This is a genomic window from Agrobacterium sp. 20P9.1.2 (assembly GCF_057799395.1).
In genome coordinates this window covers 52580-78023 of record NZ_JBYOKI010000006.1, presented here as the reverse complement: position 1 = coordinate 78023, position 25444 = coordinate 52580, and the positions used below count along the sequence as shown (strand labels likewise).

Sequence of the window (25444 nt, the reverse complement as noted above, 5' to 3'; positions counted from 1 at the left end):
AAAACAGATATCTGATGAAACGGAACTAGATCATGGCCACTGAAATCCGCGTACCAACCCTCGGCGAGTCCGTCAGCGAAGCAACTGTCGGAACATGGTTCAAAAAGGTTGGCGATACCGTCAAGGCTGATGAGCCGCTGGTAGAACTGGAAACCGACAAGGTAACCGTCGAAGTTCCAGCTCCTGCCTCCGGCGTGCTGACAGAAATCGTTGCTCAGAACGGTGAAACGGTTGGTCTCGACGCGCTTCTCGGCCAGATCGCTGAAGGTGCTGCCGGCACTGCTGCGGCTGCGCCAGCCGCCGCACCGGCAAAGGCTGCCGAGCCTGCTGCTGCTGCCCCGGCACCTGCTGTGTCCGCTGCTCCTGCTGCAAGCTCCATGCCGCCAGCACCGGCTGCCGGAAAGCTGCTGGCTGAAAACAACCTCTCTGCCGATCAGGTCGATGGTTCCGGCAAGCGTGGACAGGTTCTGAAGGGTGACGTTCTTGCCGCTGTTGCCAAGGGCACGTCGGCTCCAGCCGCAGCCCCTGCTGCCGTTGCTGCACCTCGTCCAGTTTCTGCTGAAGGCGATGCCGTTCGCGAAGAGCGCGTGAAGATGACGCGCCTGCGTCAGACCATCGCCCGTCGCCTCAAGGATGCGCAGAACACAGCCGCCATGCTGACCACTTACAACGAAGTGGACATGACAGCGGTTATGGAACTGCGCAATCGCTACAAGGACGTGTTCGAGAAGAAGCACGGCGTCAAGCTCGGCTTCATGGGCTTCTTCACCAAGGCCGTGACCCACGCGCTGAAGGAACTGCCTGCCGTCAACGCCGAAATCGACGGCAACGACATCATCTACAAGAACTATTGTCACGTCGGCATGGCTGTCGGCACCGACAAGGGCCTTGTCGTTCCGGTCATCCGTGATGCCGACCAGCGTTCTATCGCTGGCGTTGAAAAGGAACTCGGTCGTCTTGCCAAGGCAGCCCGCGACGGTTCGCTCGGCATGGCCGACATGCAGGGCGGCACCTTCACCATCACCAATGGTGGTGTCTACGGTTCGCTGATGTCTTCGCCGATCCTCAACGCTCCTCAGTCTGGTATTCTCGGCATGCACAAGATCCAGGAGCGTCCGGTCGCCATAGGCGGTCAGGTCGTCATCCGTCCGATGATGTATCTCGCGCTCTCCTACGATCACCGCATCGTGGACGGCAAGGAAGCCGTGACCTTCCTCGTTCGCGTCAAGGAAAGCCTTGAGGATCCCGAGCGTCTGGTTCTCGATCTCTGATCGAACTTGCTTTTTCGGTCAGCGGGGTTTCAAGTGAAATCCCGCTGAAATTGTCTCAGGAGCTTGCTCGTGCAACCCACTTTTCTCGCCGCATCACCGTTTCTGCCCCTCGTGGGGATCAGTGTGCTCATTCTGATGGTGCATATCGCGCTGCAGGCCATGATCGCGACGAAAGAACTTGGAAGCAGCTGGAACGCCGGTCCGCGTGACGACGGCAAAAAACCGCAGGGTAAGCTGGCTGGCCGTGCAGAGCGCGCAGCCTCTAATTTTCTCGAAACCTACGTCGCCTTCATCGCTCTGGCCTTCGGTGTCATCATGGCGGGTGATCCTGCCGGGATTGCTTTGATTGGCGCATGGATCTGGGTTGTCTGCCGCATCGTCTATATCCCGCTCTATCTGGCGGGCATCCCCTATGTTCGGTCGCTGGTCTGGATCGGCTCGATGATCGGGCTGTTGCTCATGCTGTTTGTCTTGTTGTTCTGAGGACAGTCGATGCACCAATATCTCATTGAACTTGCATCACTCATGGCGATCTTCGCTTTCGCCATCGTGTCTCCAGGCGCCGATCTCGCCATGGTCATGCGCCAGGCGATGACGCACGGACGCCGTGAAGCCATCATCACCAGCTTTGGTGTCGGAACGTCGCTGATGTTCCATGTGACCTATACGATCCTCGGGCTGGGCCTGATCATCTCGCAATCCATCTATCTCTTCAACATCGTCAAATGGCTCGGCGTCGCCTATCTCATCTATATCGGCATCAAGGCTTTGCGGGCTGGCAAGATGGAAATGCCCGAAGTTGACGGCGCTGAGTTGGTTCAGCGGAAACGCCAGTCTGGCCTGAAAGCCTTTACGCTGGGCTTTGCCGCCAATGCGCTTAACCCGAAGCCGGTCTTCTTCTTTCTGTCGATCTTTTCGACTGTCGTTCATGCGCACACGCCGGTCCCGATCAAGTTCGGCTATGGCTTCGTCATGGCCAGCTGCCTCATCCTATGGTTCGTCGGTGTCAGCATGTTCATGACAACGCCGCGCATGCGCGCAGCTTTTGCTCGCGCCAGCCAATGGATCGACCGTACTAGCGGCGTGGTGTTCATCGCGCTCGGCATCAAACTTGCAACCGAAAAGTCGGCGTGACCCAGTATACTGGAGAGAGGGCCGGTTTGCTGGCTGTAAAGATTGGACGTTTCCTGTGATTTGCAACGGAGTCAAATTTTTTGCTGCCGCCGGGGCGACACTTTTGTTGGCAACAGGCTGCAAGGATGAAGAGCGATTTGATCCTGCGAAAATTTCTTCGAACCTCGGAGTTTTTACACAGGCATCCAGTTCACTCTCTGAACGTAGGTTGATAGAAGTCCCGATTGGCGAACTAAAGCTGCCTGACGGGAAGTTGGTGTCGTTGGATCCGTTGGTTCAACCAGAAAAGAAGCCATTCACGCGGGTTGTAGAGCCTGGATCCTATCCCGTATCTTTCATACGAAGTGCGAGCGAACACTCTCGGCCAGCGTTTCTTGTGATCCGATTTTCGCAAGCGCAGGTCAAAAAATTTGAAATCGCTACCATTGAAGGTCAGGATGTCGCCACACTAAAGGATGACGAATTCTTCGGCATTGGCGTCGATGCGGGGATCGCTGGTTTCGCTAATGCGGGCTATGGCGCTGCGCGAGCCAAGTTCGAAGCCGCCGAACAGGAAAAGCCGAGCAGTCGGTACAGCAATTATTACGATGATGTGATTGCTAACGCGATGCCAGGTAAAGAGGCTGACGAATTTGCAGTGGACCACCCCCTGAAGGGTGAGGATGGCGCTGCTGCAATGACGCAGGCTGGCTGGGGTGATGGGTATTATCCTACGTTTTGGGGCTTGGATGAAGATAACAAGCCTGTTCTGGCTTTCATCGAGTTTTTCGTTATCACTGATGGCGATGGCCGCTCGGATGCAGAGAAAGAAGAGGCGGCAGCGCTTTCCAAAATGACAGTGGAGCAGCAAGCGGACAACAAAGCGGCCTTCAAGGCACTTGAGGCAGGTGATGATGTCGCTTTCGAGAAATTCCTTGTCGAGAAACGCATTACGCCCAAGGACTATATTTTGGGCCGGGGCGGTTCTTTCCTTCTAGAAGCTATTCGCCAGGATCGCTCTGCCGCACTGCGCGCGATGCTGGAAGCTGGTGCAGACGACGGGCTAGCACCAAGCGACCAGTTTTTAAGCAAATCATACTCAGCCTTTGCGCGGAGCATGGATGAATACGCCGCCAAGGCAAAGGCCGAGGGTAAGAGCATGCCCCCTCCCCGGTCAAAAGAACTCATGGACGTGATTGCGGAGCTTGAAAAGCGCCCCGGCACGTCCGATCAATCGAAATCAAGCACTCAGGAATAGGAAATAGCTATGGCATATGATGTAGTTGTAATCGGCACCGGCCCGGGCGGATATGTTTGCGCGGTCAAGGCAGCGCAGCTTGGTTTGAAGGTTGCCGTTATCGAAAAGCGAGCGACCTATGGCGGCACTTGCCTGAACGTTGGCTGCATTCCATCCAAGGCCCTGTTGCACGCATCGGAAGTCTTTGCGCATGTGGCCCATGGCGTTGACAGCCTCGGCATCGAGGTTGCTGCGCCAACGCTGAACCTCGACAAGATGATGGCGCATAAGGACGGCGTGGTGAAGGCCAATGTCGATGGCGTTTCCTTCCTGTTCAAGAAGAACAAGATCGATACCTTCCAGGGTCTCGGTAAGGTCGTGTCTGCCGGCAAGGTTTCCGTAACGAATGATGCGGGCGAGGTTCAGGAGATTGAAGCCAAGAACATCGTCATCGCTACCGGTTCCGACGTTGCGGGCATTCCGGGCGTTCAGGTCGATATCGATGAGCAGGTGATCGTGTCCTCGACTGGCGGCATTGCTCTGACAAAGGTTCCGGAAAAGATGATCGTTGTCGGCGGTGGTGTCATCGGCCTCGAGCTCGGCTCGGTCTGGTCGCGTCTCGGCGCCAAGGTTACGGTCGTCGAATATCTCGACAATATTCTCGCTGGCATGGATGGTGAGCTGTCCAAACAGGCGCAGCGTCTGTTTGCCAAGCAGGGTATCGATTTCAAGCTGGGTGCTAAGGTCACGGCTGTCGAAAAGTCTGGCGATGGCGCCAAGGTTGTGTTCGAGTCGGTCAAGGGCGGTGCAGCTGAAACGCTCGACGCCAATGTCGTGCTGATTTCCACCGGTCGCAAGCCTTACACCGAAGGTCTTGGTCTGGCAGAAGCGGGCGTCGTTCTGGATAGCCGTGGCCGCGTTGAGATTGACGGTCATTACAAGACAAATGTCGAAGGCATCTACGCCATCGGCGACGTGGTCAAGGGCCCGATGCTGGCGCATAAGGCTGAAGATGAAGGCGTGGCACTGGCGGAAATTCTCGCCGGTCAGCACGGCCATGTAAATTACGATGTTATCCCTGGCGTCGTCTACACCCAGCCGGAAGTCGCTTCTGTCGGCAAAACGGAAGAGGAACTGAAGGCTGCCGGTATCGAATACAAGGTTGGCAAGTTCCCCTTCACCGCCAATGGTCGCGCCCGTGCTATGCAGGTTACCGATGGTTTCGTGAAAATCCTGGCCGACAAGGAAACGGATCGCGTTCTCGGCGGCCACATTCTCGGCTTTGGCGCTGGCGAGTTGATTCAGGAAATTTCCGTCCTGATGGAATTCGGCGGTTCGTCGGAAGATCTCGGTCGTACATGCCACGCGCATCCGACCATGTCTGAAGCGGTGAAGGAAGCAGCGCTTGCGACCTTCTTCAAGCCGATCCACATGTAAGATCTGATGTCCAGCAAAAGGCCGCAGACCCGTTACCGGGCTGCGGCCTTTTGTGCCTGATCGCAAGTCCTAAACGCGGATGGCGTGCAGGTACTGGAAGTGCCTGTCATATTGCGCCAGCACGTCCTGAATGAGCTCTTCCTTGGTGAAGCCCATCACGTCGTAGTCCTGTCCGCCGTCCGAGAGGAACACCTCGGCCCGGTAGTAATATTCGGCCCGCTTGCGGCTGGATTGGCTCTCGAAGAAGCTGTAGCCCGGCGTTTCGTAGCGGCGCATGCGGATGCCATAGATGAACTCTTCCGCTTCGCCCGGCGTGACAGTCAGTTTTAGCCTGTCATCCTTATTGTCCAGCTGCGAGGTGAGAGATCGTTTCTCGAGTTCAAGGGCAACGGCTTCCAGCGCAGGTGTTGCAGTTTCCTGCATGAAACGGTCTGTCTCTGCTTTGCCGGGATGGTTGAGAATGCCCTGCAACTGTCGTTGCCAGGTGGCAGACTGGCGCGGCCTCAGGCTCTGGACGAGTGCGTTCTGGCGAAGGCCCTCGCGTTGCAGACCTTTCCACAGACCCCCGCACATCAGCAGCATGACGAAGGTGAAGGGCAGGGCTCCGGCGATGGAGGCGGTCTGAAGCGCATCGAGACCGCCTGTCGACAGTAGGATTGCGCCGATGACGCCGGAGACGATGGCCCAGAAGACACGACGCGCTGTCGGTCCATCTTCACGACCGCCGGAGGTCAGCGTATCAATGACGAGCGCGGACGAATCCGCCCCGGTGACGAAGAAGAACACAATCAGCGCCATGGCAAACCACGAGACGTAGACGCCAAGCGGAAACTGTTCGAGGAACACGAAGAGCGCGAGTGTCACGTCATTGGCAACGGCCTCGGAGACTGCGGTGGTCGCGCCCGTCAGGTGCATGGAAAGCGCCGTGTCACCGAACACCGTCATCCATGCAAAGCTGAAACCGGCCGGCACCAGCAGCACACCGGCGATGAATTCACGGATGGTGCGGCCACGGGAAATGCGGGCAATGAACATGCCGACGAAGGGCGACCATGCAATCCACCAGCCCCAATAAAACAGCGTCCAGTCACCCAGCCATTCGCTCGGTCCTTTATCCGGCGCATAGGCATACATGTAAAAGGTGCGCAGGACGAAGTGGTCGAGATAGGCTCCGAGGTTTTGCACGAAGGCGCGCAGCAGGAAGGTCGTCGGGCCCATGACGAAGACGAACAGCATCAAGGCCACCGCCATCAGCATGTTCAGGTTCGACAGAAACTTGATACCCTTGTCGAGACCGGTCGCGACCGACACGGTGGCCATGCCGGTGATGACGACGATCAGCGGCAGCTGAATCCAGAAACTGATCGGCCAGCCAAGAACGTGGTTGAAACCGGCATTGACCTGAAGCACGCCCAGACCAAGCGATGTCGCCACACCGAACAGTGTGCCGATGACCGCGAAAATATCGACGGCATTTCCGATGGGCCCGTAGATACGGTCACCAATCAGCGGATAAAGCGCCGAGCGCATGGTGAGTGGTAGGCCATGGCGGAACGAGAAATAGGCAAGCGACAGGCCGATGACGGCATAAACGGCCCAGGCGTGCAGGCCCCAGTGGAAATAGCTGATTTCCATCGCGGTGCGCGCCGCATCGATGGTCGCTGGATCACCCGTCGGTGGTGCGGTGAAATGTTTGACTGGCTCCGCCACGCCAAAGAAAACAAGACCAATGCCCATGCCTGCGGCAAACAGCATTGAGAACCATGCGCCATAACTGTAATCCGGTTCGGAATGGTTTGGGCCGAGCTTGATACGGCCATGGCTGGAAAAGCCGAGATAGAGCATGAAGATCAGGAAGACGGCGACCGAGAGCAGGTAGATCCAGCCCAGTTCGGTGACGATCCAAGATTGTGCGGCGCTGAAGACCGCGGCGGACCCCTGCGGTGTCACGACACCAGCGATGACGAAGAGCAGTGTCAGTCCAACGGACCAGAAGAAGACGGGTTTGTTGACACCCTCTGTCAAACCTACGCGCTTTTGCTCTGGTGGTTGCGGTTCAGCCATGCCTTGTCCCCTCGCAATAGATGTTCCAGCACCGCTTGCGCGGCGCTATGCGAGGAATGAATGAATCGCACGCGAGTTGGTTGCATGGCGCGGTATAATTTTTGTTTAGAATAGTCTAATTTTACAGTGGGTTAGACGATACCTGGCCTATTGCACCGCGGTGAGCGTGAAGCCCTTTTCGCGCAGCAGTTCGATAACGCCAACCTTGCCGGGCAGGTGCAAGGCACCCACAGCCATAAACACATTGCCCTTTTCCAGATGCGGCGCAGCGCCATTGGCCATCACATGGTTGCGGTCATCGATGATGCGCTGTTCGAAGGCTGCGTAACCATCCTGCGTTTGTGTATCCTGATTGGGATCGATGTGCTTCATCATCGGCATGATCATGCCGACATTGCCCTCGAGATAGAGGTCGATCATCGTCGTCATGACATCATTCATCTTGTCGCCAAGCTGCAGCATGTCGATCAAAGACTGGATGTGGAAGGACATGGGCAGTTCGGAAATGGCGGTGACCTGCTCCAGAAGCGTTTCAAGACCAACCAGTTGCTTGCCTTCGCTCAAGGCATCCTTGGCAAGCTTCATATCCAGAAAGTTGGCGCCCTGAGCCTTGCGGGCAAATTCACAGGCCGGAAGCGCAACGAAGCTGGACAGAATCCATGGCTTCATCTTCACCACGGCGTTGAGCGGAATACCGCGCTCTTTCAGCCCGCTTTCCAGCTTTGCGATATCGTCTTTCGGCAGCATATCGGTAATGGATTTGCCATCGAGGAACATGGTCAGTTCCGGCTTTGCCAGAAGAGAGGCGGCGGCCTGCTTTTCGCTGGTGATCTCATCCGATTCGACGATGACCGTTGCCGCTTTTGCAAAGGCTTCGCTGGCACCCTTGGGCATGCCCACCACGCGCGGATCGGAAATATGCATGGTGCCGAGAAGCCATGATGGCTCAACGCCGGCCTTCTCGATCTTCCAGAATGTGGCTTCGCCATTCGGTATCTGCTTTGCATCGGCCAGAATGGCGGCATAGCGCGCAGGATCGGTTTTCTGCATATCGATAAGCAGATTTGAGCCTGCGCAAACGATAGGCTGCTCAGCCGCATTGGCTTCGCTCAGCGATAGCAGGGTTAACAGTAAAACAGCAATGGCTGCGACATGCAGCGAGGCCAGCAGCCACAACAGCGCATCGCCAAGACGGCCCATCAGCAGCGATGTCAGATTTTGAGGCCTGGAAAGAACGATCATCGAATCACCCCGGTTTTCTGCCAACGCTTATAAGGGTGCGGATTTGCACGGACGGTTAACGTCTTTGGTTAACAGGGCGTTACCGGTTGTTCCTTTTTAAGCATGGGTCGAAACATCGTTGGCGATGTATCAAGCGCGCGGATGCGCATTGTCGTAAATCTCCAGCAATCGCGCCGTATCGACCCCGGTATAAATCTGTGTCGTGGACAGGCTGGCATGTCCCAGCAATTCCTGAATGGTGCGAAGATCACCACCGCCTGCCAGAAGATGGGTGGCGAAGGAATGACGCAGCGCATGCGGCGTGGCATTTTCCGGCAGGCCAAAAGCACCGCGCAGTTTCTGCATTTCCCGCTGAATGATCGCTGGCTGAAGTTTGCCACCGCGCGCGCCAAGAAACAGTGGCTCGTCCGCCGCCAGATGATAGGGACAAAGCGAGCGATAGGCGTCGACCGCTTCCAGAACGACGGGAAGCAGCGGCACCAGCCGCATCTTGTTGCCTTTGCCGGTTACCCGCAGGCTGCGCGTTCCGCTGGTCAGATCGGATGCCGTTAGGTCAAGCGCTTCTGAAATACGCAATCCGCATCCGTAAAGCAGTGCAAGCACGGCGGCATTGCGCGCGGCAATCCATGGTTCTTCGGAAAGCTGTGCGTCAGCTGTCGTTATCTTCAACGCCTGCCGGTCCGTCAGCGGTTTGGGTAGTGATTTCGGCTGTTTGGGTGATCGCATGGCGGTCGCACCCGCTGCGTTGACGAGGCCCTTCTTCTCCAGATGCCGCAGGAAAGATCGCAGACCGGCAAGATGGCGACCGAGCGACCGGGCACCGGCGCCCTCTTTTCGGCGAGACGCCAGAAAGGCACGCAGATCGACGGGTTTCAGCTTGTTGATATCGGTGAGGCGGGTGGAATTGCCGAGATAACCGGTCATGAACATCAGAAACTGCCGCGTGTCGCGCTCATAGGCTTCGAGCGTATTATCCGCCAGCCGCCTCTCACCTTCCAGCGAAGAGAGCCATAACTGCCGCTCTTTCAGAAGCTCCTGATCGGCAAAGGTGAGGATGTCATCCAAGGCATATATCCCGTCATTGATGGACGAGCATAGACGTATGCCCTCTGCATTTGGTTAAAATGCGGGTAACGGATGGGCGAATTATGTCCTCCGAAAATCGATTTCGATTTCTGGGCCGATGCGCTAAAGGTTCCCTTTCCCGTCTCCAGAGGGCATTGTCGCCAGCATCATGGCAAACGATTCGACCGATTTGTTTGGGGCGCTGTTTAATCAGCGCAAGCCCGCTTCGTCTGACCCTGTCGCGGCCGTACCCGTATTGGTGCCTCTGCCCGCGCCGGGGCCATATAGCTATGCGGTGCCAGAAGATATGGTGGTCGAGCCGGGCTCCATCGTGCAGGTGCCGTTGGGCCCGCGACAGGTCATCGGTGTGGTCTGGGACAAGAGCGATGGCAATGCCGTCGATCCGAAGAAGCTGCGGCCCATCACCAAGACCTTCGATTGCCCGCCCATGCGCGAGGAGATGCGCCGCTTCATCGATTGGGTTGCCGCCTATACGCTCTCGCCGCCGGGGCTGGTGGCGCGCATGGCGCTGCGTGCCCCCGCCGCCTTCGATCCAGAACCGATGATCGAAGGCCTGCGACTGACGGAAGCGCGCCCTGAACGGCTGACGCCTGCGCGCGAACGGGTGCTGGAGCTTGCCGCAGAAGGGCATGACTGGACCAAAAGCGGTCTTGCCAACGCGGCTGGCGTGTCTTCGAGCGTCATCGATGGTCTTGCCAAGCAGGGTGTTTTTGAAACCGTATTTCTGCCTGCTCCTGCGGTGGTGGCTGAGCCGGACCCTGACTATGTCGAGCCACGTCTGGAGGGCCCGCAGAAACAGGCGGCGTCCGAAATTCTGGAGGACGTAAAAAAGGGTGGCTTTGCGGTTTCGCTGATCGATGGCGTGACGGGTTCCGGCAAGACCGAGGTCTATTTCGAAGCGGTGGCGGAGACCTTGCGGCAGGGCAAACAAGTGCTGATCCTGCTGCCGGAAATCGCCCTGACGGCCTCGTTTCTGGACCGTTTTCAGGATCGGTTCGGCTCCAAACCGGCGGAATGGCATTCCGATCTTTCGCCGCGTATGCGGGAAAAGGTCTGGCGGCAGGCCGTGACGGGGGAGGTGCGTGTCGTCGCCGGTGCGCGCTCGGCACTGTTTCTACCCTTCGATAATCTCGGCCTCATCATCGTGGATGAGGAGCATGACCCCGCCTACAAGCAGGAAGATCGCGTCTATTATAATGCCCGCGACATGGCGGTCGTGCGCGCCCGCATCGCGGATTTTCCGGTCGTGCTGGTGTCGGCAACGCCATCGGTGGAAAGTCAGGTCAACGGCACGTCAGGCCGCTATAATACCATTCACCTGCACACGCGCTTTGGCGATGCGGCCATGCCGGACCTGCATCTGGTCGATATGCGCCGCCACCCGCCGGAACGCGGCGGTTTTCTGTCGCCAGTGCTGTTGCGCGGCATAGCCAAAACCATGGAGAAGGGTGAGCAGTCGCTGCTTTTCCTGAACCGGCGTGGTTATGCCCCGCTGACGTTGTGCCGCGTATGCGGCCACCGCTTCCAGTGCCCGCAATGTTCCAGCTGGCTGGTGGAGCATCGTTTCCGCAGTCAGCTCCAGTGCCATCAGTGCGGCCACAATCAGCCGACGCCCGACCATTGCCCGGAATGCGGCACCTTCGATCATCTGGCGGCCTGCGGCCCCGGCGTGGAGCGCATCGCTGAAGAGGTGGAAAAACACTTTCCCGAAGCGCGCACCATCGTGCTGTCTTCGGACCTTATGGGCGTCAAGCGGCTGCGGCTGGAACTGGAAGCCATCGTCAAGGGCGAGGCGGATATCGTCATTGGCACGCAGCTGGTGGCCAAGGGTCATAACTTCCCGCTGATGACGCTGGTTGGTATTGTCGACGCCGATATCGGTCTGGCAAATGGTGATCCGCGTGCGGCGGAGCGCACCTTCCAGCTTTTGTCACAGGTTACAGGGCGTGCCGGTCGAACGGGCCTGAAGAGCCATGGCCTGTTGCAAACCTATCAGCCGCAGCATCCGGTCATGCAGGCCATCGTCTCTGGCGATGCCGCAGCCTTTTACGAGCGGGAAGTGATCGAGCGGGAAAAGGCGCTGCTACCGCCCTTCGGACGGTTGGCCTCCGTCATCATTTCCGCAGATACGCGCGCGGAGGCCGAAACCCATGCGCGCGGTCTGCGTGCGTCTGCGCCTCCAGCTTCCGGCATCATGCTGCTGGGCCCCGCCGAAGCGCCGCTGGCATTGATCCGGGGGCGTTACCGCTTCCGGCTGTTGGTCCATGGCAAACGAAACTCGGACATGCAGTCCTTCATGCGCGCCATGCTGGGCAATGGGCCGAAGGAACGCGGATCGATCCATGTGCAGGTCGATATCGATCCACAAAGTTTTCTCTGACCTTCTTTCGATGGCCTGTCCTTCATGCCATAAGGCGGGCAGGGGAACACTGATTTGGGGACTATCATGGAATTTTATTTTCCAACGGAATTTGGCGAGCAACTGGCCTTCGGTGCGGCAGCCGTTTCCGCCATCATCGGGCTCGTCATCATGTTTGCGCCAGGCGTGACGTTCCGCCTGTTCGGTCTTCAATATCTGGGTGAACGTCGCGACGGCCTCGTTCTTTTGCGGTCCTCTCTGGCGGGTTTCTATCTCGGTTTCGGAGCCACTGCGCTGCTTCTCGCGCAGCCCATGGTCTATCTCGCTTTCGGGGCGTCTTTTGCTCTTGCGGTCTTCGGTGCGGTTCTGTCGATTCTCTCCGACGGAGGCGCAACAATACGAAATTGCTTACTTCTGGTTGTGCATGCCGCGCTGGCTGCGTTGCCGCTCATGTATGTTTTCGGATTGGTCTGAGAGGGCGTTTGCGTGAATTTTGCCGCTCATATGAGCGTCAGAGGCATAATGTCGCAAAATTTAACGTCATCCCTCTTGCCCAAACGACACTTTCCGTTACTACGCGTGTTGCGAGTCCCGGCTTCCTATGCTAGACGGACCGCGAAATCGAGATAAGGCAGGGGGGAATTCCGGCCTTTTTCGGGGAAATTGAAACGATTTCAAGAATTTGGTGGAGCTGGTCCTCAGCTTGGCTTTCTTGGACGATTAGCAGGGAAAAAGTGCCCGTGGCAGATACCTCCCATGGAACATCCGGTGTAGCGGAAAGGTATGCGTCGTCGCTTTTCGAGCTTGCTCTGGAAGCGGGTGTGATTGAAGCGGTCGGTGCCGACCTCGACAAGTTTCAGGCTATGCTTGATGAAAGCGCAGATCTGAAGCGTCTGGTTGCGAGCCCGGTCTTTTCTGCGGAAGAGCAGTCTAAGGCTATTTCCGCAATCGCCGAGAAGGCTGGCATCTCTGGTCTGGCTGCGAATTTTCTGAAGGTCGTTGCGGGCAACCGTCGTCTGTTTGCCGTTCCCGGCATGGTCGTTGCTTATCGTGAAATCGTTGCCGCTCATCGCGGTGAGATCACTGCCGAAGTTACTTCGGCACATGCGCTGGATGAAGCGCAGGAAACTGAACTGAAGGCGGCGCTGAAGGGCGTTACTGGCAAGGATGTGAAGGTCGTGCTGACCGTCGATCCTTCCATTCTTGGCGGTCTTATCGTCAAGGTTGGCTCGCGCCAGACCGATACGTCTCTTCGCACCAAACTTTCCACCCTTAAGCTTGCACTGAAAGAGGTTGGCTGATGGATATCCGCGCCGCGGAAATTTCCGCAATTCTAAAAGACCAGATCAAAAATTTCGGCAACGAGGCAGAAGTCTCGGAAGTCGGCCAGGTGCTTTCCGTCGGTGACGGTATCGCCCGCGTTTACGGCCTCGACAATGTTCAGGCCGGTGAAATGGTCGAGTTCCCAGGCGGCATTCGCGGCATGGCACTCAATCTCGAAAACGACAACGTTGGTGTTGTTATTTTCGGTTCCGACCGTGACATCAAGGAAGGCGACACCGTCAAGCGGACTGGCGCTATCGTTGACGTTCCTGTCGGTCCAGAGCTTCTCGGCCGCGTGGTCGACGCTCTCGGCAACCCAATCGACGGCAAAGGCCCGATCAACGCAACGCGTCGTTCGCGCGTTGACGTCAAGGCTCCCGGCATTATTCCACGCAAGTCGGTTCATGAGCCCATGTCCACAGGCCTCAAGGCCATCGACGCTCTGATCCCGGTTGGCCGTGGCCAGCGCGAGCTTGTCATCGGCGACCGCCAGACCGGCAAGACCGCCATCATTCTGGACACGATCCTGAACCAGAAGGCCATTCACGACAACGGCCCGGACAGCGAGAAGCTGTACTGCGTTTACGTGGCTATCGGCCAGAAGCGTTCGACCGTTGCCCAGTTCGTGAAGGTTCTGGAAGAGCGTGGCGCTCTCCAGTACTCGATCATCGTTGCCGCAACCGCTTCCGATCCTGCTCCAATGCAGTATCTGGCCCCGTTTGCCGGTTGCGCCATGGGCGAATACTTCCGTGACAATGGCATGCATGCGCTGATCGGTTACGACGACCTTTCCAAGCAGGCTGTTGCCTACCGTCAGATGTCGCTGCTTCTGCGTCGTCCTCCGGGCCGCGAGGCCTATCCTGGCGACGTTTTCTACCTGCACTCCCGTTTGCTCGAGCGCGCCGCCAAGATGGGTGACGATGCTGGCAACGGTTCGCTGACGGCGCTGCCTGTCATCGAAACGCAGGGTAACGACGTTTCCGCGTTCATTCCGACCAACGTGATCTCGATCACCGACGGCCAGATCTTCCTCGAAACCGACCTGTTCTATCAGGGTATCCGTCCGGCTGTTAACGTCGGTCTGTCGGTTTCGCGCGTTGGTTCTGCCGCTCAGATCAAGGCCATGAAGCAGGTTGCCGGTTCGATCAAGGGCGAGCTTGCCCAGTATCGTGAAATGGCAGCATTTGCCCAGTTCGGTTCCGACCTCGATGCCTCCACACAGCGCCTGCTGAACCGTGGTGCACGTCTGACCGAATTGCTCAAGCAGCCACAGTTCTCCCCGCTCAAGACGGAAGAACAGGTTGCGGTGATCTTCGCTGGTGTAAACGGTTACCTGGACAAGGTCGCTGTTGCAGATATCAGCAAGTTCGAGCAGGGTCTGCTGTCCTACCTCCGCTCGGAAGGCAAGGACATTCTCGACACCATCCGCACGGAAAAGGCTGTTAGCGATGATACCAAGGGCAAGCTGAAGACTGCTCTTGAGAACTTCGCCAAGTCTTTCTCCTGATTAGCCTCGTGACTGGGACGGATAACGGATGCCTTCACTAAAGGATCTGAAAAACCGCATTGCCTCCGTAAAGGCGACGCAGAAGATTACCAAGGCGATGAAAATGGTCGCCGCGGCGAAGCTTCGGCGCGCCCAGGAAGCTGCGGAGGCCGCCCGGCCTTACTCGCAGCGCATGGGTGCCGTGCTTGCCAATATCGCTCAGGCGGTAGAGGCAGACGTTGCTCCGGTTCTGATGACCGGTACGGGCAAGGACGACGTGCATCTGCTCGTCGTCTGCACGGCTGACCGTGGTCTTTGCGGTGGTTTCAATGCGCAGATTTCCCGTTTTGCTCGTGATCGTGCTCGCAAGCTGATCGCGCAGGGCAAGACGGTCAAGATCATGACTGTCGGCAAGAAGGGCTACGATAGCCTGCGTCGCGAATTCTCGTCCAACATCATTGAGCGCATTGAACTGCGTGACGTGAAGCGGGTGGGTTTCGAGAACGCCGATGGTATCGCCAAGAAGATCATTGCGCGTTTCAACGCCGGTGAGTTCGACGTCTGCACGCTGATCTATTCCGAGTTCAAATCGGTCATCAGCCAGATCCCGACAGGTTTGCAGCTTATTCCTGCTGCGGCTCCTGCGGTTGAGGTCGAGCAGTCTGCAAAGACGGCGATTTACGAATACGAGCCGGATGCGGCTTCCATTCTGGAAGACCTTATTCCGCGCAACATTTCGGTTCAGGTTTTCCGGGCTCTGCTCGAAAACGTTGCTGGCGAAATGGGTGCCAAGATGAGCGCGATGGACAATGCCACGCGCAACGCCGGTGAAATGATCAACAAGCTGACGCTTTCCTATAACCGTCAGCGTCAGGCTCAGATCACCAAGGAACTGATTGAAATCATTTCGGGCGCGGAAGCGCTCTGAGGTTAAGGAAAGAGGGTAAGGATAATGGCTAAGGCAGCTACCCCCAAGAAAACCGCAGCGATCACTGGCGCGACCGGCAAGGTTACGCAGGTTATCGGCGCTGTTGTCGACGTGGCGTTCGAAGGCGACCTGCCTGCGATCCTCAACGCGGTCGAAACTGACAATAACGGCAACCGTCTGGTTCTCGAAGTTGCGCAGCATCTCGGCGAAAACGTTGTTCGCACGATCGCCATGGACTCGACCGAAGGTCTGGTTCGCGGTCAGGCCGTCCGTGACACGGGCGCTCCGATCACCGTTCCTGTCGGTCCTGAGACACTCGGCCGTATCATGAACGTTATCGGCGAGCCGGTTGACGAAGCAGGTCCGCTGGTTACCTCCGGCAAGCGCGCCATTCACCAGGAAGCACCATCCTACGTCGAGCAGTCGACGGATGGCCAGATTCTGGTTACCGGCATCAAGGTCGTCGACCTTCTCGCACCTTACGCAAAGGGCGGCAAAATTGGCCTGTTCGGCGGCGCGGGCGTTGGCAAGACCGTTCTGATCATGGAACTGATCAACAACGTCGCCAAGGCGCATGGTGGTTACTCGGTATTTGCCGGCGTGGGTGAACGTACCCGCGAAGGCAACGACCTTTACCACGAAATGATCGAATCCGGCGTGAACAAGCATGGCGGCGGCGAAGGCTCCAAGGCAGCACTCGTCTACGGCCAGATGAATGAACCACCAGGTGCGCGTGCTCGCGTTGCTCTGACGGGTCTGACCATCGCTGAAGACTTCCGTGACAAGGGCCAGGACGTTCTGTTCTTCGTGGACAACATCTTCCGCTTCACGCAGGCTGGTTCCGAAGTGTCGGCTCTCTTGGGCCGTATTCCTTCCGCTGTGGGTTATCAGCCAACGCTGGCAACCGACATGGGCCAGATGCAGGAACGCATCACCACCACGACCAAGGGTTCGATCACCTCGGTTCAGGCTATTTACGTACCTGCCGACGACTTGACCGACCCGGCGCCTGCAACTTCGTTCGCCCACTTGGACGCAACGACCGTTCTGTCGCGTTCGATCGCTGAAAAGGGTATTTACCCGGCTGTTGACCCGCTCGACTCCACGTCGCGCATGCTCGACCCGATGATCGTTGGCGAAGAGCACTATGAAGTTGCCCGTAAGGTTCAGATGACCCTGCAGCGCTACAAGGCTCTCCAGGACATCATCGCGATCCTTGGCATGGACGAACTGTCTGAAGAAGACCGTTTGGCTGTTGCGCGCGCTCGTAAGATCGAGCGCTTCCTGTCGCAGCCGTTCTTCGTGGCTGAAATCTTCACCGGTTCTCCGGGCAAGCTCGTGGCTCTTGAAGACACGATCAAGGGCTTCAAGGGTCTCGTCAACGGCGAGTACGACCACCTGCCGGAAGCTGCTTTCTACATGGTCGGCTCGATGGAAGAAGCCATCGAAAAGGCCAAGAAGATGGCTGGCGAAGTCGCCTGATAATCGTCAAAAAGGCGCGTGGCTTTTGCACGCGCCTTTGTCCGTCGCGCAACAAAAAAGAAGTGAATAGCCATGGCCGACAGTTTCAAATTCGAACTTGTTTCTCCGGAGCGTCTGCTTGTTTCCGAAACGGTCACTGAAGTTGTCATTCCGGCTATGCTCGGCGAAATGACGGTTCTGCCGAATCATGCGCCTGTCATGACCACGATCAAGCCAGGTCTGGTCACGGTGAAGTTCGCATCCGGTGAGACGCACAAATACGTGGTCTTCGGTGGTTTTGCGGATATCGTTCAGAGCGGCTGCACCTTGCTCGCTGAATCTGCAACGCCTGCCGACGACATCAGCGCCGATGACTTGCAGAAGCGTATCGATGCCGCCCGTTCGGAAATCGAAGAAGGCAATCATCACCACGAGCATCTGACCAAGCTCGAAAAGCATCTCTACGAATTGACGAACCTGCATGAGGTTCTCGTCGCCGCTTGAAAGCACCGGGCGGGTTCGTAAGAACGACTGCCCACAAAGCGGAAACTTCAAGCGGCCTTCTGGCCGCTTTTTGTTTTTAGGACGAGATGATGCCGGAGGTTGGCCTCGCGCCGAAGAACGTTTGAGCCGCAACGTTTATGCAGCATTGTCGAATTTGGCTTGCGGTCCTCCCTAGTTCTCGAAACACCTTGAAGTCCATGCCGCGCCGCTCAACAGCTTATTCGTTCTCTACCAAGTGAGGTTTTGATATGTCGAACCCATTAGCCTATCGAGCGGTGAAGCGCATATCGCGGCGCGATGGCGTCGTTTCCCTTGGGCAACGGGAGGCCCCGGAAGAAGTGCCGGTCGCCTTTTCCTATGGCGGTTCGACCCATGCCGTTATGATGGCATCGCCTGTCGATCTTGAAGATTTCGCCGTGGGTTTCAGCCTGACGGAAGGCATCATCGACAATCCCTCACAGGTGGATGAAATCGAAATCCTCCAGACCGAACAGGGCTTCGACGTTCAGGTCACGCTTTTCGATGAGCAGGCGGATGCTTTGCGCATTCGCAGGCGTCACATGGCCGGGCCTGTGGGTTGCGGCTTGTGCGGGATCGAATCCATAGAGCAGGCAGTGCGACCCATTCCAGACGTCTCGCGATCGCAGCTTTCGCTGAGCGCCGATGATCTCGTCGCTGCGATGGAGGCACTCCATCAGGCACAGCCCATTTTCCGCCAGACCCGTGCTGTGCATGGCGCTGGCTTTTACGTATCCGAGAAGGGATTGCTTGCGGCGCGGGAAGACGTGGGACGCCACAATGCGCTGGATAAGCTGGCGGGCGCTGTCCTGCGCAGCGGCCAGCATGGCGCTTCAGGTGCCGTCGTCGTCACCAGCCGCATCTCGGTCGAGATGGTGCAGAAGGCAGCCATTCTCGGAAGCCCGATCTTGGCTGCCGTCTCTGCCCCTACGGCTCTTGCCATCGAAACCGCAGAGAAGGCGGGCATGACGCTGGTCGCACTCGTGCGTGGAGACGATCTGGAGATATTCACACGCCCGGACCGGATCACAATCGACGGCTTTGAGGGCGAATTGCCGGGGTAAAGCTCAGCATTCGTTTTGCTTTCCTCCGAGGCTTTGATATTCGTCAGTTCAAATAATGCGCGCTGGAGTTTTTAATCCGCAAACCGCGCATCTCCATGCAAATATCTGACGGGCCGCTTTCCTGTTGCGGTTTCGGGAGAGCCACATGCAGCATGATCTGATCTCGAAAACGCGGTCTACCGCCCCGGAAACCGATTTCGGCCCCTGGCTCGCCAAGGCATCCGTCCTCGTCATCGATGACGAGCCGGGCATGCGCAATTTTTTGATGCGGACGCTGGAAACGCGCTGTGCTTTCGTGGATGAAGCCGCCGATACCGCTGAGGCGACGCGCAAGCTGGATGAGCGGCATTTCGACATCGTCATCCTCGATAATATCATGCCGAAGAAAACCGGTCTCGAATGGCTGGCCGAACAGAGAGCTATCGGTTTTTATGCCGATGCGATCCTGATGACGGCCTATGCCGATCTCGATACCGCGATTCAGGCTATCCGCGCCGGTGCTGCCGATTTCGTGCTGAAGCCGTTTCGCTCCAACCAGATATTGAATGCAATCTCGCGGGCGCTGGATCGCTCCAATCTGCAGCGGGAAAATTCGGCGCTGAAATACCAACTGCAAACCGCGTCTGACCACATATTCCTGCGGGACCGTCTGGTCGGCAGCTCTGCCACCATCCAGCAGACGCGCGATATGATCAGCCGCGTGGCTCCCTTGCCGACGTCGGTTCTGCTGACCGGTGAGTCCGGCACGGGCAAAGAGGTGCTGGCGCATTCCATCCATGATCTCTCCGACCGATCCGGCAAACCCTTCGTGCCGATCAATTGTGCGGCCATCCCTGCAGATATGCTGGAAACGGAATTGTTCGGCCATGTGAAAGGTGCGTTTACGGGAGCCGAAAGCCGACGCGAGGGTCTGTTCCTGCATGCGCAGGGCGGAACGCTGTTTCTGGATGAAATCGGCGAAATGCCGATTGCTTTGCAGAGCAAGCTGCTGCGGGTCATCGAAGACCGCAAGGTCCGCCCGGTCGGCGCGGAGCGGGAGGTACCCATCGACATCCGCTTCATCTTCGCGACCAATGCGGATCTGGCAGCGGATGTGGAGAAAGGGCGTTTCCGGGCCGATCTGTTTTACCGAATCAATGTCATGCAAATCTATCTCGCACCACTGCGAGATCGTGAGCATGACGTAGTGGAACTGACAGAACTCTTCATGCACAAGCTGTCGCAACAGCTCGGCATGCCACCGGTTGCCATCGATGACACGGTCCGGGCCATGCTGCTTGCCTATCATTGGCCGGGCAATGTGCGCGAGCTGCGCAATTTCATCGAGCGCAGCCTGATCCTCGGTCGTTTCCCGCTGGATTTGCGCGGTGGCGCTTCTGTCTCCTCGGCCTCGGGCACTCTGGAGGAAGTGGAGCGACGGCATATTCTCGCTGTCTTGAACGAGGTCGCGGGTAACAGGGATGAAGCGGCGCGGCGGCTTGGCATTTCCCGAAAGACCATAGACCGCAAGATGTCGTTCTGGCATGGCTGACAAACCGCGCCTCGCCACCTTCTTTGGCCCTTTGCGGTCGGTGCGTTTCCGGCTGCTGGCCATAGCCCTTTTGCCGACACTCGTCATCCTGCCGCTGCTGCTGGGCGTAACCATGGTCCGCTGGAGCGGCAAGTTCGATGCGCTGCTGATCACCAAGGTCAACAGCGATCTGACCGTCGCTCACCAGTATCTCGCCACCATTCTGGAAAATACCGGTGAGCGGCTGGAGGCGATCAGCAATTCCGCGCGTATTCGCGAGATCGTCAGCGAGCAAGACCAAGCCCCGTTGAAGGGATTTCTGGAAGAAAACCGCGAAAAGCTCGGCCTCGATTTTCTTTTCCTCGTGGATGCCAATGGCAATGTGTCGGCCAGTGCCGGCACGGATGCGGGCAAGACCCGCGTAGACTGGCCGGTTCGTGCCGCGGCCCTCGGCGGCAAAGCATCCTATGCGATGGATATTTTTTCGGAGCAGGATCTTGTCGCCCTTTCTCCGTCTCTGGCGCAAAGAGCGCGTCTCGATCTCGTGCCGACACCCAATGCCCATCAGGAAGATCGAACCGTCGAAACGCGTGGCATGATGATCCATGCTGCTAGCCCGTTACGTTTGCCCGGTTCTCAGGCACTGGCACTGGTCGGCGGCAGGTTGCTCAATCAGAACCTCGATTTCATCGATACGATCAATGATCTGGTCTATCGACAGGCCAGCCTGCCGGAAGGCAGCCAGGGCACGGCGACGTTGTTTCTGGATGATGTGCGCATCAGCACCAATGTCCGCTTGTTTGAAAACCGCAGAGCGCTGGGAACGAGGGTTTCGGAGGCGGTGCATTCCGCGGTTCTCGGGGCCGGTCAGGTCTGGCTGGACAGTGCCTTCGTCGTCAATGACTGGTATATTTCCGCTTATGAGCCGCTGGTCGATAGCTATGGCAAACGTGTCGGCATGCTCTATGTAGGCTTTCTGGAAGCACCCTTTGCGCAGGCGAAATATGAAACGCTCGGGTCCGTCATCGCGGCCTTTCTGGGTATAACGATCAGCAGTATTCCCGTGTTTTTGCGCTGGGCGAGGGGCATCTTCAAACCGCTGGAACGCATGACGCAGACCATCTCGCAGGTCGATGACGGTGATCTCGGCGCACGCACGGGCCTGCCGCCGACGGGTGATGAAATTGGCCAGGTAGCCGTGCATCTGGATGAGTTGCTGGAGAGGCTTCAGCAGCGCGAGGGTGAGCTTCGGGCCTGGAACGAAGAGCTGAATGTCCGCGTCGAGCAGCGGACGCAGGAATTGCAGCTCGCCAATCTTCGTTTGGAAGCAACGACCAAGCAACTTGTCATGTCGGAGAAGCTGGCGACCATCGGTGAGATTACCGCAGGTGTGGCGCATGAGATCAACAATCCCATTGCCGTCATTCAGGGCAATCTCGAAGTGGCGCGTTCGATGCTGGGCAATCAGGCGAATGTCGCAAAGACCGAATTCAATCTCATCGATGAGCAGGTGGACCGCATCAGCAGGATCGTCGGCAAGCTATTGCAATTTGCTAGGCCCGAAGAGTTTGCCGGTTATGTGGAGCGCCAAAGCCCCGAAACCGTGATTTCGGATTGCATGCCGCTGGTCAAACACGTCCTGAACCGCGCCGGTATCGAGGTCATCAGGCAAGACGATGCGACCGGTCTTCTGGCGATGAACCGCACGGAGCTGCAACAGGTTCTCGTCAACCTCATCGTCAATGCCGCCCATGCCATGCCGGAAGGTGGCACATTGACGCTGAGCAGTATCAATGAAGAGCGCCATGGTTCTCAAGGTGTGGCCATGACCGTGGCAGATACGGGCGTGGGCATGAGCGAGGATGTGGTGGCGCGTATCTTCGACCCCTTCTTCACGACGAAACGTCAGGAAGGTACGGGGCTTGGCCTTTCCGTCAGTCAGATGCTGATCGCGCGCCAGGGTGGGGAGATCACCGTGGAGAGTTCGCTCGGCGCTGGAACGGCCTTCACCATCTGGCTTCCGCAAGCGCTCTAAGCGGCATTTCAGTTCGTTAGAACATGGCGAAAAGAAAGCGGAATTGTGGACATTTTGTCGCTCCGGGCTGGACATTTTGTCTCATGCGCAGATGCTGGTTTTCTTATCCTTTTGATAAATAACAATTTCCCGTCTGGCACGTGAATTGCTGGAGCGTAAGAGGCAACACATCAGGCCCTTGCGTGAGAGCGTCCCATAGAAGGAGCCGCCGCGCATCTGGGCCCGTGGGCTTGGGACATTGTTTCGGACGAATCAGGGCGCGGTCTGCACAGTTCAGCTGCAGGCCGCGCCCTGAAACCCGAGGCTAACAATAACATCGAAATTCACGGCTGTTGCGGTGAATGGAGGGACACACAATGACTGCGACCAACGAAACGCTCGCGCCAGTGGCTGCGGGTGCCGGTCTTCTGGACCGCGAAAGAATTATCGCAAAACCTGGCTTCAACCGCTGGCTGGTTCCGCCGGCAGCACTGGCCATCCATCTTTGCATCGGCATGGCTTACGGCTTCTCGGTATTCTGGCTGCCGCTCACCAAGGCAATCGGCATCACCTCGACCGTCGCCTGCGCCGATCTCAACCTGGCATCTGCCCTGTTCACGACGACCTGCGACTGGCGCGTCAGTGACCTCGGCTGGATCTACACGCTGTTCTTCGTGCTGCTTGGCTGCTCTGCGGCCATCTGGGGCGGCTGGCTGGAACGCGCTGGTCCGCGCAAGGCAGGCTTCGTCTCCGCCATCTGCTGGTGCGGCGGCATGACCATCGCTGCCATCGGCATCATGACCCACCAGCTGTGGCTGATGTGGTTCGGCGCTGGTGTCATCGGCGGTATCGGCCTTGGCCTCGGTTACATTTCCCCGGTCTCCACCCTGATCAAGTGGTTCCCGGACCGTCGCGGCATGGCAACCGGCATGGCCATCATGGGCTTTGGCGGCGGCGCGATGATTGGTGCACCGCTTGCGGATGCGCTGATGCGCCACTTCCGCACGGATGTTTCCATCGGCGTTTGGGAAACCTTCCTCGTTATGGCGGCAATCTACTTCGTGTTCATGATGGCTGGTGCTTTTGGCTATCGCATTCCGCCAGCAGGCTGGAAGCCAGAGGGCTGGACCGCACCTGCGGCGAAGAACTCGATGATCACCACCCGCCACGTTCACCTCAACAATGCGCACAAGACCAAGCAGTTCTGGATGATCTGGCTCGTTCTGTGCCTCAACGTTTCGGCTGGTATCGGCGTTCTCGGCATGGCTTCGCCTATGCTTCAGGAAATCTTCGCCGGTTCTCTGATCGGTCTTCCCGATGTGAAGTTCGCTGACCTGACGCCTGAACAGCTGGCTCAGATTGCAGCCATTGCCGCCGGTTTCACCGGTCTGCTCTCGGTCTTCAACATTGCCGGTCGCTTCTTCTGGGCTTCTTTGTCCGACCGTATCGGCCGCAAGGCGACGTACTTCACCTTCTTCGCACTCGGCATCGTGCTTTACGCATCGGCTCCGTGGGCGGCAGGTCTTGGTAACAAGGCGCTGTTCGTCGGCATGCTCTGCATCATCGTTTCGATGTATGGCGGTGGTTTCGCAACCATCCCGGCTTACCTTGCAGATATTTTCGGCACGCAGTTCGTCGGCGCGATCCATGGTCGTCTGCTAACGGCTTGGGCAACGGCTGGCATCATCGGTCCGGTCGTGGTGAACTACATCCGCGAAGCACAGATCGCTGCGGGCATTCCGCGCGCGCAGGTCTATGACTTCACGATGTATATTCTGGCCGGCATGCTGGTTCTCGGCCTCATCGCCAACCTCATGGTCAAGCCGCTCGCAGAAAAGTGGTACATGTCTGATGAGGAAGTGGCAGCGCTTCAGGCCAAGACATCTGCTGCAAGCAGCGGCCCAACAGGCTCCTTCGGCATCGGCAAGGGCGGCTTCGACGCCAAGGCTGCGATTGCCTGGGCTGTCGTCGGTATCCCGATCGTCTGGGGTATCTGGATCACCCTGCAGAAGACATTCGTCCTGTTCACCTGATAGGATGTTTCCATAAAGATAGGTCCGCCGAACTCGGTGGGCTTATCGAAAGACGAAAGGCCGCTTCATGCGGCCTTTTGCTTTTGCAGAATGGTTTCCTGCGCGTAAGTGCGCGCCTGCTGATCGGCGGCAAGAACGTCTTCAATCGTCTGCGCCGAGCGCCCGTCAGTCATGCGATCCATGACGATCTCAACGATATCAGCCATATCGAGAAAGCCGATCTGCCCGTCTACGAAAGCGTGAAACGCACTTTCATCCGCCGCATTCAGCACTGCACCCTGCGCACCGCCGCGTTCCAGCGCGGTTCTGGCCAGCCTCAGTGCCGGGAAGCGCGTCTCATCGGGTGCTTCGAAATCCAGCCGTGCGAGCTTGGCGAAGTCTAGCCGCTCGACATCGATCTCGCCGCGGGCGGGATAGGTCAGCGCATAGGCGATGGCCGTGCGCATATCCGGGCAGCCCAGCTGGGCGATGACCGATCCATCCGTATAGGCCACCATGGAATGAATGATGGACTGCGGATGAATGATGACCTCGATCTGGTCAGGTGTCAGATCGAAGAGATATTTCGCCTCGATCATTTCCAGCGCCTTGTTGAACATCGAGGCGCTGCCGATGGAGACCTTCAGGCCCATCGACCAGTTGGGGTGGGCGCGGGCGATATCTGCCGTCACGCCCGCCATCTGCTCGCGCGTGAATGTGCGGAAGGGACCGCCGGACGCTGTCAGAACGATGCGTTCGACATTCGTCTTGTTGGCGGGTTCCAGGCACTGGAAAATGGCGCTGTGTTCGCTATCCACCGGGATCAGCTGGCCGCCGCCCTGGGCTACGGTGCGAATGAAAACGTCACCGGCGGAAACAAGGCATTCCTTGTTGGCAAGCGCAATATTTGCGCCACGGCTGGCCGCCGTTAGCGTTGGCTCCAGACCCGGTGTTCCGGCAATCGCGGCCATCACCCAGTCGGCTTCCATGCTGGCGGCTTCCTGCAAGCCGCTTTGGCCTGCTGCAACGGAAATATCGCTGCCAGCCAATGCGTCTTTCAGGGCCTGGTAATTGCTGTCTTCCGAGGTTACGGCAAGGCGGGCACCCACGGCGCGCGCCTGTTCAGCCAAAAGCGCGATATTGCCCGCACCGGTCAGTGCCATGACATCGAACCGTTCCCGCCCGCCAAGCTGGCTTATGACATCCAGCGTGCTGGTGCCGATGGAGCCGGTGGAGCCCAGTACGGTCAGTTTTTCGGGTGAATTCGGGCCCTGCGGGTGCGTCATATCAATCCGGTTCTTCTCAATGAGGTCAT

Annotated in this window: 20 protein-coding genes; 16 read left to right on the top strand and 4 right to left on the bottom strand. The window is 57.8% G+C overall.

All coding sequences use genetic code 11. The annotated features are described in order from the left end of the window. Nucleotides 1-32: 32 nt before the first annotated feature. The 5 genes from odhB to lpdA all read left to right on the top strand — a co-directional run bounded on the left by odhB (nucleotide 33) and on the right by lpdA (nucleotide 5058). Nucleotides 33-1271, top strand: coding sequence for a 2-oxoglutarate dehydrogenase complex dihydrolipoyllysine-residue succinyltransferase (gene odhB, locus AC27VJ_RS17180; RefSeq protein ID WP_488685059.1), 1239 nt, complete (start codon nucleotides 33-35; stop codon nucleotides 1269-1271). A gap of 69 nt (nucleotides 1272-1340) precedes the next feature. Further along, the gene (locus AC27VJ_RS17175; RefSeq protein WP_488685058.1) at nucleotides 1341-1754 is read left to right on the top strand and encodes an MAPEG family protein; all 414 of its coding nucleotides are present in this window, start codon (nucleotides 1341-1343) and stop codon (nucleotides 1752-1754) included. A 9-nt stretch (nucleotides 1755-1763) separates the two neighbouring features. Next, entirely contained in the window at nucleotides 1764-2405 is a 642-nt protein-coding gene (locus AC27VJ_RS17170; protein WP_488685057.1) for a LysE family translocator, read from the top strand. A 103-nt stretch (nucleotides 2406-2508) separates the two neighbouring features. Beyond that, nucleotides 2509-3642, top strand: a complete 1134-nt coding sequence (locus tag AC27VJ_RS17165) for a DUF4241 domain-containing protein (RefSeq protein WP_488685056.1) — start codon at nucleotides 2509-2511, stop codon at nucleotides 3640-3642. 9 nt (nucleotides 3643-3651) lie between these two features. After that, the gene (gene lpdA, locus AC27VJ_RS17160) at nucleotides 3652-5058 is read left to right on the top strand and encodes a dihydrolipoyl dehydrogenase (protein ID WP_488685055.1); all 1407 of its coding nucleotides are present in this window, start codon (nucleotides 3652-3654) and stop codon (nucleotides 5056-5058) included. A gap of 69 nt (nucleotides 5059-5127) precedes the next feature. Here the strand turns inward: lpdA and AC27VJ_RS17155 are convergent, their stop codons facing one another. From AC27VJ_RS17155 to AC27VJ_RS17145, 3 genes are all read right to left on the bottom strand, one after another. Continuing rightward, complete coding sequence (locus AC27VJ_RS17155) at nucleotides 5128-7122, bottom strand: BCCT family transporter (RefSeq protein ID WP_488685054.1); 1995 nt, start codon at nucleotides 7120-7122, stop codon at nucleotides 5128-5130. Between the two features lie 147 nt (nucleotides 7123-7269). Then, nucleotides 7270-8322 (bottom strand): TraB/GumN family protein, encoded by a 1053-nt coding sequence (locus AC27VJ_RS17150; protein ID WP_488685236.1) that lies wholly within the window; start codon nucleotides 8320-8322, stop codon nucleotides 7270-7272. A gap of 171 nt (nucleotides 8323-8493) precedes the next feature. Then, nucleotides 8494-9429: a tyrosine recombinase XerC gene (locus tag AC27VJ_RS17145; RefSeq protein ID WP_488685053.1), complete on the bottom strand. Its 936-nt coding sequence runs from the start codon at nucleotides 9427-9429 to the stop codon at nucleotides 8494-8496. A gap of 169 nt (nucleotides 9430-9598) precedes the next feature. Between AC27VJ_RS17145 and AC27VJ_RS17140 the strand changes: the two genes are divergently transcribed. From AC27VJ_RS17140 to AC27VJ_RS17090, 11 genes are all read left to right on the top strand, one after another. Then, on the top strand, nucleotides 9599-11830 hold the full coding sequence (locus AC27VJ_RS17140) for a primosomal protein N' (protein WP_488685052.1): 2232 nt from the start codon (nucleotides 9599-9601) through the stop codon (nucleotides 11828-11830). A 66-nt stretch (nucleotides 11831-11896) separates the two neighbouring features. Then, entirely contained in the window at nucleotides 11897-12283 is a 387-nt protein-coding gene (locus AC27VJ_RS17135; protein ID WP_488685051.1) for an AGROH133_08824 family phage infection protein, read from the top strand. A gap of 260 nt (nucleotides 12284-12543) precedes the next feature. Then, nucleotides 12544-13110, top strand: a complete 567-nt coding sequence (locus AC27VJ_RS17130; protein ID WP_488685049.1) for a F0F1 ATP synthase subunit delta — start codon at nucleotides 12544-12546, stop codon at nucleotides 13108-13110. After that, nucleotides 13110-14639: a F0F1 ATP synthase subunit alpha gene (gene atpA / locus AC27VJ_RS17125; protein WP_045230844.1), complete on the top strand. Its 1530-nt coding sequence runs from the start codon at nucleotides 13110-13112 to the stop codon at nucleotides 14637-14639. The genes AC27VJ_RS17130 and atpA overlap by 1 nt, the downstream gene beginning before the upstream one ends. A gap of 28 nt (nucleotides 14640-14667) precedes the next feature. After that, the gene (locus tag AC27VJ_RS17120) at nucleotides 14668-15546 is read left to right on the top strand and encodes a F0F1 ATP synthase subunit gamma (RefSeq protein WP_113086132.1); all 879 of its coding nucleotides are present in this window, start codon (nucleotides 14668-14670) and stop codon (nucleotides 15544-15546) included. A gap of 24 nt (nucleotides 15547-15570) precedes the next feature. After that, nucleotides 15571-17028 (top strand): F0F1 ATP synthase subunit beta, encoded by a 1458-nt coding sequence (gene atpD / locus AC27VJ_RS17115; protein ID WP_062452903.1) that lies wholly within the window; start codon nucleotides 15571-15573, stop codon nucleotides 17026-17028. Nucleotides 17029-17100: 72 nt separating this feature from the next. Next, nucleotides 17101-17511 carry a F0F1 ATP synthase subunit epsilon gene (locus tag AC27VJ_RS17110; RefSeq protein WP_488685048.1) on the top strand — a complete coding sequence of 137 codons (411 nt, stop codon included), beginning with the start codon at nucleotides 17101-17103 and terminating at the stop codon, nucleotides 17509-17511. Nucleotides 17512-17759: 248 nt separating this feature from the next. Next, nucleotides 17760-18593 carry a formate dehydrogenase accessory sulfurtransferase FdhD gene (gene fdhD / locus AC27VJ_RS17105; protein ID WP_488685047.1) on the top strand — a complete coding sequence of 278 codons (834 nt, stop codon included), beginning with the start codon at nucleotides 17760-17762 and terminating at the stop codon, nucleotides 18591-18593. 145 nt (nucleotides 18594-18738) lie between these two features. Continuing rightward, a complete protein-coding gene (locus tag AC27VJ_RS17100; protein ID WP_488685046.1) occupies nucleotides 18739-20124 on the top strand; it encodes a sigma-54-dependent transcriptional regulator in 1386 nt (461 codons plus the stop codon). Beyond that, entirely contained in the window at nucleotides 20117-22138 is a 2022-nt protein-coding gene (locus tag AC27VJ_RS17095; RefSeq protein WP_488685044.1) for a cache domain-containing protein, read from the top strand. The genes AC27VJ_RS17100 and AC27VJ_RS17095 overlap by 8 nt, the downstream gene beginning before the upstream one ends. A 356-nt stretch (nucleotides 22139-22494) precedes the next feature. Beyond that, entirely contained in the window at nucleotides 22495-24150 is a 1656-nt protein-coding gene (locus AC27VJ_RS17090) for an OFA family MFS transporter (protein ID WP_353578798.1), read from the top strand. Between the two features lie 65 nt (nucleotides 24151-24215). Here the strand turns inward: AC27VJ_RS17090 and dxr are convergent, their stop codons facing one another. Then, nucleotides 24216-25415 (bottom strand): 1-deoxy-D-xylulose-5-phosphate reductoisomerase, encoded by a 1200-nt coding sequence (gene dxr / locus AC27VJ_RS17085; protein WP_488685043.1) that lies wholly within the window; start codon nucleotides 25413-25415, stop codon nucleotides 24216-24218. Nucleotides 25416-25444: the final 29 nt, after the last annotated feature.